This is a genomic window from Hydrogenophaga electricum (assembly GCF_030160815.1).
GTDB classification, from domain to species: domain Bacteria; phylum Pseudomonadota; class Gammaproteobacteria; order Burkholderiales; family Burkholderiaceae_C; genus Hydrogenophaga; species Hydrogenophaga electricum.
In genome coordinates, this window is record NZ_BSPB01000093.1 from 1 (window position 1) to 7,393 (window position 7,393).

A 7,393-nucleotide genomic window follows, 5' to 3' on the forward strand; every position below is an offset into this window, starting at 1 on the left:
GGGGTCGGTCACGTCCCCGGCCACGCCGTGGGCGGCGACGCCGGCCGTGCGCAGCTCGGCCACCAGCCGGTCCAGGCGCTCGCCCGCCCGCGAACTGGCGACGCTCAGGCGCAGCGGGCTACCGGCGCGGCGGGCGCGCTCGGCCAGCGCCTCGCAAATGCCCAGGCCGATACCGCCGGTGGCCCCCGTCACCAGGATGTGTTCGGTTGTGCTGTCTTGCATGTGATGAGGTTCCCTGCGGTGCTGCGTTCAATGCATGTAGAGGCCGCCGTTGACGTCGATGGTGCAGCCCTGCACATGGCGGGCGTCGTCGCTGGCCAGGAAGGCGATCACATTGGCCACGTCGCGCGGCTGGCCGATGATGGTGCCTTCGGGGTAGTCGTGGCCCGAGATGAGCGGCGTGTCGATCACGCCCGGCGCCACGCCGTTGACGTTGATGCCGTGCCCCATGCAGGCCTTGGCCAGCGCATAGGTCATGGACAGCACGCCGCCCTTGGAGGCCACGTAGTCCACGCCCGAGGCCACGCCGCCGATGCGCGCGGCCACCGAGGCGATGTTGACGATCTTGCCGCTGCGCTGGCGCTTCATCTGCAGGATGGCCGAGCGCGCGCACAGGTAGGAACCCTTGAGGTTGATGTCCATCACCCGTCCCCACTTCTGCGCGTCCAGTTCCTCGACCGGCAGGTAGGTGCAGACGCCGGCGCCGTTGACCAGCACGTCGACGCGGCCGAAGCGCTCGGCGACGAAAGCGAACATCGCCTCGATCTGGTCCGGGCGCGCCACATCCAACTGGTACGGCAGGCAGGTGCAGCCGGTGGCCGCGGCCACGTCCTGCGCGACCTCGGTGGCACCGGCCAGGTTGAGGTCGGCCAGCAACAGGCCCTGGGCGCCGCGTTCGGCGAGCACGCGGGCGGTTTCCTTGCCGATGCCGCTGCCGGCGCCGGTGATGACGGCGTACCGGCCTTCAAAAGGGAGGTTCATGATGGGTCAGAAAAGAAGGATGGAGGCAGCTCACTGCTTCATGTGCGCCACGATGCCGGTGGCAATTTCGGGGTAGGCGATGATCAGGCCCAGCACCACCAGCATCGCGATCACGAAGGGGATGCTGCTGGCGAAGATCTCGGTCAGCGGGCCGGCGCGGGCGCCGTCCATGCGGGTGCGCAGGCCGTGCATCACGAACAGGTTCATGCCCACGGGCGGGGTGATGAGCGAGAGTTCGACCAAGATCACGGCCAGGATGCCGAACCACACCAGGTCCACCTGCGCGGCGTGCAGGATGGGCAGCAGGATCGGCAGCGTGCACACGATCATGGCCATGCTCTCCATAAACATGCCCAGCACGATGTAGATCAGCGCGATGCACAGGATCAGCTCGATCTGCGACAGGCCCAGACCCCCGATCCAGTTGGAGATCGCCGCCGGCACACCGCCGAGCGAGAGCACGAACTGCAGCAGGAAGGCGCTGACCACCACCAGCAGCACCATGCTGGTGGTCGACGCGGTCGCCAGGAAGGTCTCGCTGAGCATGCGCCGGTTGACCCGGCCCTTGAGCAGCGCCAGCAGGAACGCCCCCACCGAGCCGAAGCCCGCGGCCTCGGTCGGCGTGGCCACGCCGGCATAGATGGTGCCCATGACCATGCCCAGCAGGAACAGCACCGGCAGCACGGCCGTCAGCCCGCGCAGGCGCTCGCCCCAGGTGAAGCGGGTCTCCAGCTTCGGGGCCCGCTGCGGCGAGACCAGCGCGACGATGAAGATCACCAGCATGAAGGCGGCCATCATCAGCAGGCCGGGCACGATGCCGGCCATGTAGAGCTGGGCGATGGACACCTCGGCCATGATGGCGTAGATGATCATGATCACGCTCGGCGGGATCAGGATGCCCAGCGTGCCGCCGGCGGTGATCGACCCCATGGCCAGCTTTTCGTCGTAGCCGTGGCGGCGCATTTCCGGCAGGGCAACGGCGCCGATGGTCGACGTGGTGGCCACGCTGGAGCCGCAGATGGACGCGAACAGCCCGCTGGCCAGCACGTTGGTGTGCAGCAGCCCGCCGGGCACGCGGCCCATCCACTTGCTCAGGATGGCATACAGCTCCTCGGTCACGCCGCTGCGCAGCAGCAGCTCGCCCATCAGGATGAACAGGGGCACGACGATCATGCCGCTGTTGCTGATGTTGTTCCACGGGATCTGGCCGAAAAAGCCCCAGATCTCGCCGATGTGCAGCGCGCCCGCGATGGCGGCCGTCAGCCCCAGCGAGCTGGCGATGTGAAAGCTCAGCAGGAAGCAGCCGATGAGCGCGAACAGGGTGGTAACGACAATGGCGGCCATCTCAGATGCCTCCCTCTTCGGCAATGGGCTCCGGGCGCGTCATGGCCACCAGGGTGGTCAGCAGCGCCGTGACGGCAAACACCACAAAACCCACGGTCGACACCGCCTGCGGGATGTAGAGCTGCATCTCGATGATGGACTGCGGCACGGTGGAGCCCATGTCGTAGGACTCCATGGTCAGCAGGTAGGACGAATAGGCCAGTATCCAGGCGAACACGGTCAGCCCGGCCAGCGCCAGCACGCCGAACCAGCGCTTGACCGGCACCGGCAGCAGCGGCAGCAGCACGTCGGAGCGCACATGAGCGCCGGTGACGACCCCCTGGGCCAGCGCCCAGGTGGCGCCCAGCGAGAGGCAGAACGCGGCGATCTGGTCGGAAACGCCGGTGAAGGGGCCTCCCAGCGTGCGGCTGAGCGCGTCGCCGCTCATGTAGAACGCCAGCAGCAAAAACAGCAGGCCACTGATCCAGGCCATGCCGCGGGCCAGATGCGACATCAGTTGGTGGAGGACATGCAAGGGAAGCCTCTTGTCTCTTGTTGTGGGGGAAAAGGCGTGCGCCGCGCCACGAGCGCGGCGCACCCCATGCTCAGCTCAGCTTGTAGCCCACGATGGGCGCCAGGAACTCGTTGAACGCCGGCTTGGCGCGCGCACCGGCCCGGCCGGCCCACCACGGCAGGATGTCTTCCTTGGAAATGCGCGTGAGCTGCGGCACCCACTCGGGCTTGGCCTCCTTGGTCAGGACCATGCCCTTTTCCAGCGCGTAGGCAAAGCCGAGCTGGTCGTTGTCGCTGCCCAGCTTCCAGCCCAGGTCGCTGAGCTCCTTGTACATATCGGTGAAGACGCCACGCAACTCGGCCGGCACCTTGGCCAGACCGCGCGTGCCGATCACCACGTACGAGCCCATGGGCGGGATGTTCACGTTGGTCATGTACTTGGTGACTTCCCACAGGCTGCTGGCCTTGACGTGTTCGGTGCCGGTGATGGCGCCGTCGATCACGCCGCGCTGCAGCGACGGGTACACGTCCGCCGTGGTCATGCTCACCGGCTCGGCGCCCAGCGCGGTCAGGAAGCGCGCCTGGGCCGGGGCGAAGACACGGATCTTGCGGCCCTTGAAGGCGTCCAGCGTCTCCAACGGGAACTTGGTGTACATGAACATCGTGGACCAGCAGAACGAGCCGACGATCTTGCCGCCCATGGCCGCTTCGTTCTTGCTCACCACGTTTTCGGTCCAGGCGTCGTAGAGCCGGCGCGACTGCTGGAAGCTCGTGGAGATGCCCGGCAGGTCGCAGGCCTCGATCATCGGGAAGTCACCGGCCACGTAGCCCGGCAGGATTTCGGCCATGTCGATCACGCCCGACTTCAGCACGCGCAGCATCTCGGTGCCGCCCAGCCCGAGTTCACCGATGGTGGTGACCTCGATCTCGACCTTGCCCTGGGTGCGCGCCTTGACCTGCTCCTGCAGCCACAGCCACTTTTTGTAGGACTCGCCGTTGCGGTGCTGGATCACCGCCTTGAGGGTGACGGGCTTGGCCTGGGCCAGCGCGGGCAGCGACAGGCCCGCGGACACGCCGGCGACCATGGCCACGCCGGCACCGGTGCGCAGGAACGTCCGGCGGGAGCCTTGCTGCGGCTGGTGCACGGAAGGGGAAACGGTTTTCATCTTGGACTCCTCTGGGTGGAAAAACGGCTCGTCGGGGAGCCATCGGTTGGCCGCCCTGCAGTGTCTGCAAGGCGGGCAATGCAAAAGCGCGCGCCGCCGGAGCGGCTCAGTAGGTGGCGCGGCCGCCGGACAGGTCGTAGGTGGAGCCGGTGGAAAACGAACACTCGTCCGAACTCAGCCAGGCCACGAGGTTGGCCACTTCCTGCGGCTGCCCTGGACGCCCCATGGGAATCTTGGCCAGCACCGTGGCCAGGAGTTCGGGCGTCATCTGGTCGATCAGCGGCGTGTGGATCACTGCCGGTGCGATGGCGTTGACCCGGATCGGTGTGGTGGCCAGCTCCTTGCCCATGGACTTGGTCAGCGCGATCACACCGGCCTTGGCCACCGAGTAGGCACTCTGCTGCGCATTGCCTTCCTTGCCCGCGATGGAGGCGATGTTGACGATGCGCCCGAAGCCCGAGCGCAGCATCGGTGCCACCACCGCGCGGCAGCAGAGAAAGGCGCTGTGCAGGTTGATGGACAGCGTGCGCTGCCAGTCCTGCACCGGGTATTCGTGCACGGGCAGCGAAGGCCCGGTCACGCCCACGCTGTGCACCAGCACGTCCAGCCGGCCGAAGTGCGCCTCCGTGCGGCGCATCGCGTCCTGCACGCTGTGTTCGTCGGTGAGGTCCGCCGCCATCGCCAGGCTGCCCGGCAGTTCCTCGCTCAGGGCCTGCACGGCCGCCGCATCGAGGTCGAGCAGCGCCAGGCGCATGCCGTCGCGCGCCAGCCGTTGCGCGATGGCACGGCCGATCCCGCCCGCCGCGCCGGCGATCACCGCCACGCGGTTGTCCATGGCCGCGCCGCTCACGCGAGGGCCCCGCTGCCGCTGCGGTCCAGCGCCTGCGCGGGCTGGCCCTGGTAGAAGCGCACGGTGGCTTTCAGGCCGTCGGCCAGCGAGGTGCGCACCGTGTCGGGGAAGTGCTCGCGCAGGCCGGCTTCGTCCTGTCCCACGGCAATCGGCAGCGTCGGCCCTTCACTGGACAGGCGGGCCTCCGGCACGATGGCACGGATGCCGTCGATCACGTCGTCCACCGAGGCTTCTTCGCCCACCAGGTTGAACACGTGCGCGCCCTGGTGACGCCGCACGGCGGCCTGCACGAACAGCGCGGCGGCGTCTTCCACGTACACCATGCCGCAGCGGCCGCTGAAGGGCAGCACATAGGCTTCGCCCCGGGCGGCGGCCCGGCAGGCCAGGCTGGGTCCGGCGCTCAGGCCGGTGTCGCGCCCCGGGCCGTAGACCACGAAGGGACGGAAACCCACACTGCCGACGCCGGCGTCGTGCCAGTAGGCGCGGGCCGAGCCTTCGCAGGCCAGCTTGAACGCACCGTAGTGGGTTTCGGGCCAGGGCTGCTGGCTGTCGTGCCGGCCGAACACGCCGGCCGTGCTGGCGTAGGCGATCGAGCCGATGCCCTGCTGGCGTGCCGCTTCAAACACGTTGAGCGTGCCGATGAGGTTGATCTCGGCGCCGCGCACCGGCGACTGCTGACAGGCCGGCGTGAGCACTCCGGCGAGATGGATGATGGCGTCGCAGTCCTGGGCGGCGATCCCGACGTCCTGCGCCTTGCGCACGTCGCCGACCACCCAGACCATGTCGCGGGCCAGCCGCTGGCCGGCGATCTCCGCCACTTTGCTGCGGTCGCCGACGACGTCGAAAACCAGGGGTTCATGCCCGGCTTCCGCCAGTTGCCTGACGACCCAGGCACCCAGGAAGCCGCTGCCTCCAGTGACCAGTACCCTCATGTTGCTCCTCGAATGATTGTTGTGAAACGCAGGGTGTGTTTTCATTCTAGGAACGGGGTATGGGCCGCAACAGACAGCCACCGCAAACATGGAGTTTGCGTTTCGCAAAGTCAGGGGCTGGTGTCCGAGCGCAGGCTGCTGCCCTCCAGAAACAGCTCCTGGACCAGACCACGCAACCAGCGGTGACCGGCGTCGTGGTGGAAGCGTTCGTGCCAGTACTGCTTGACCGTGAACGGCGGCACCGGCACCGGGCAAGGGAACAGGTTCAGGCCGAAACTGCGCGCCAGCGAATGGCCGGTCCGGCTGGGCATGGTCGCGATCAGGTCGCTCGACGACACGATGGCCGGCACCCCCAGGTACACCGGCATTTCCAGAAACACCTTGCGCCGGATCTGCGCCCGCTCCAGGGCGGCCGCGAGCATGCGGTGGCCGGTGCCGAGGCTGATTTCGATGTGGCCTTCGCGCGCATAGGCCTCGCAGTCGAGCCGATTGCGCACGCGCGGGTGTTCGGGGTTGACCAGGCAGACCCAGACCTGGTCGAACAGCGCCTGCTGGTAGAAGCCGGTATCCAGTTCGGGGACCAGGCCGATGGCGAGATCGGCTTCGCCACTTTCCAGCAGCGTGCCGGCGTCGGGCCCGAGCTTGATCACCTCCAACTGCACCTGGGGAGCGAGGCGGCGCAGGCTCGCCAGCACATGCGGCAGCAGTGTCAGCATGCCGCCATCGGTGATGCAGACGCGGAACACGCGGTCGGCGGACAACGGGTCGAACGGCTGGGGTTCGGCATTGAGTGAACGCAGCACGCGCAGGGCTTCGCGTACCGAGGGCATCAGTTGCTCGGCACGCGGCGTGGGCAGCATGCCGCTGGGCGTTCTGACGAACAGCGGGTCTTTCAGCGCATCGCGCAACTGGTTGAGCCAGATGCTGACCGTGGGCGCGCTTTGTCCCAGTTGCTCCGCAGCCCGCGCCAGCCGGCGCGTGCTGTAGAGCACCTCCAAAAAACGCAGCAGCTTGACGTCCAGCAGCGCGTCGTCGAGCGGGTGTCTGTCCGCGCGTTTCATCGGCGAGGGACCTGTGAGCGCCACACGCGATACGGCCGCGCGGGTCAGACGGCGGACGTGGGCGGCAGCGGCACCCAGCCGGGCATGGGCACGGCGCGCACGAGGCGCGTCTCCTGCGCGGTAATCAGGTGGGCCGAAGCCTGCAGGTAGGCCGGAAAGTCGGGGTGGGCATCGCGGGCACGGCTGCGGCGCTCGTAGTCGGCGAAGTCTTCGTAGGCCCACAGGTGCAGGAACTGGTTCTGCGTGCCCACCACGCTGGTGTAGAAACCCACGGGATGCGCCAGCGTCTGCATCAGGATCGGCATGGCCAGGCGGTTGAAGACCTCCAGGAACTCCGGCATCTTGCGGAAAGCGATGGTGTAGACCCGGTGGTCCACCAGGGGACGGCTCAGGCTGCTGGCGGCGCTGACAGGCCAGGCCAGGGGGGTTGGGGTCGGGTTCATGCGCGTACTCCTGCCGTGTCGGCGATGTGGTTGCCCGTGAGGAAACCGAAAGTCATGTTGGGCCCGTGGGTGATGCCCGCACCCGGGTAGTTGCCCCCCATCATGCTGGCGCGGTCGTTGCCCA

General features: G+C 67.8%; 9 protein-coding genes. All 9 read right to left on the minus strand.

Going from position 1 to position 7,393, the window contains the following annotated elements; translation table 11 throughout:
* Positions 1-222, minus strand: a 222-nt coding sequence (locus QQK43_RS22285) for an SDR family NAD(P)-dependent oxidoreductase (RefSeq protein WP_284309511.1), incomplete at its 3' end; no start/stop codon positions are given.
* A gap of 27 nt (positions 223-249) precedes the next feature.
* The gene (locus QQK43_RS22290; protein ID WP_284309512.1) at positions 250-981 is read right to left on the minus strand and encodes an SDR family NAD(P)-dependent oxidoreductase; all 732 of its coding nucleotides are present in this window, start codon (positions 979-981) and stop codon (positions 250-252) included.
* Between the two features lie 30 nt (positions 982-1,011).
* Positions 1,012-2,325 carry a TRAP transporter large permease gene (locus QQK43_RS22295; protein WP_284309513.1) on the minus strand — a complete coding sequence of 438 codons (1,314 nt, stop codon included), beginning with the start codon at positions 2,323-2,325 and terminating at the stop codon, positions 1,012-1,014.
* A 1-nt stretch (position 2,326) separates the two neighbouring features.
* Entirely contained in the window at positions 2,327-2,839 is a 513-nt protein-coding gene (locus QQK43_RS22300; protein ID WP_234266038.1) for a TRAP transporter small permease, read from the minus strand.
* A 70-nt stretch (positions 2,840-2,909) separates the two neighbouring features.
* Complete coding sequence (gene dctP, locus QQK43_RS22305) at positions 2,910-3,983, minus strand: TRAP transporter substrate-binding protein DctP (RefSeq protein ID WP_284309514.1); 1,074 nt, start codon at positions 3,981-3,983, stop codon at positions 2,910-2,912.
* A 106-nt stretch (positions 3,984-4,089) separates the two neighbouring features.
* Positions 4,090-4,818, minus strand: coding sequence for an SDR family oxidoreductase (locus QQK43_RS22310; RefSeq protein ID WP_284309515.1), 729 nt, complete (start codon positions 4,816-4,818; stop codon positions 4,090-4,092).
* Between the two features lie 11 nt (positions 4,819-4,829).
* The gene (locus tag QQK43_RS22315) at positions 4,830-5,765 is read right to left on the minus strand and encodes an NAD-dependent epimerase/dehydratase family protein (protein WP_284309516.1); all 936 of its coding nucleotides are present in this window, start codon (positions 5,763-5,765) and stop codon (positions 4,830-4,832) included.
* Positions 5,766-5,875: 110 nt separating this feature from the next.
* Positions 5,876-6,826 (minus strand): LysR family transcriptional regulator, encoded by a 951-nt coding sequence (locus QQK43_RS22320; protein WP_234266034.1) that lies wholly within the window; start codon positions 6,824-6,826, stop codon positions 5,876-5,878.
* A gap of 44 nt (positions 6,827-6,870) precedes the next feature.
* Complete coding sequence (locus tag QQK43_RS22325) at positions 6,871-7,269, minus strand: NIPSNAP family protein (RefSeq protein WP_234266033.1); 399 nt, start codon at positions 7,267-7,269, stop codon at positions 6,871-6,873.
* Positions 7,270-7,393 lie beyond the last annotated feature (124 nt).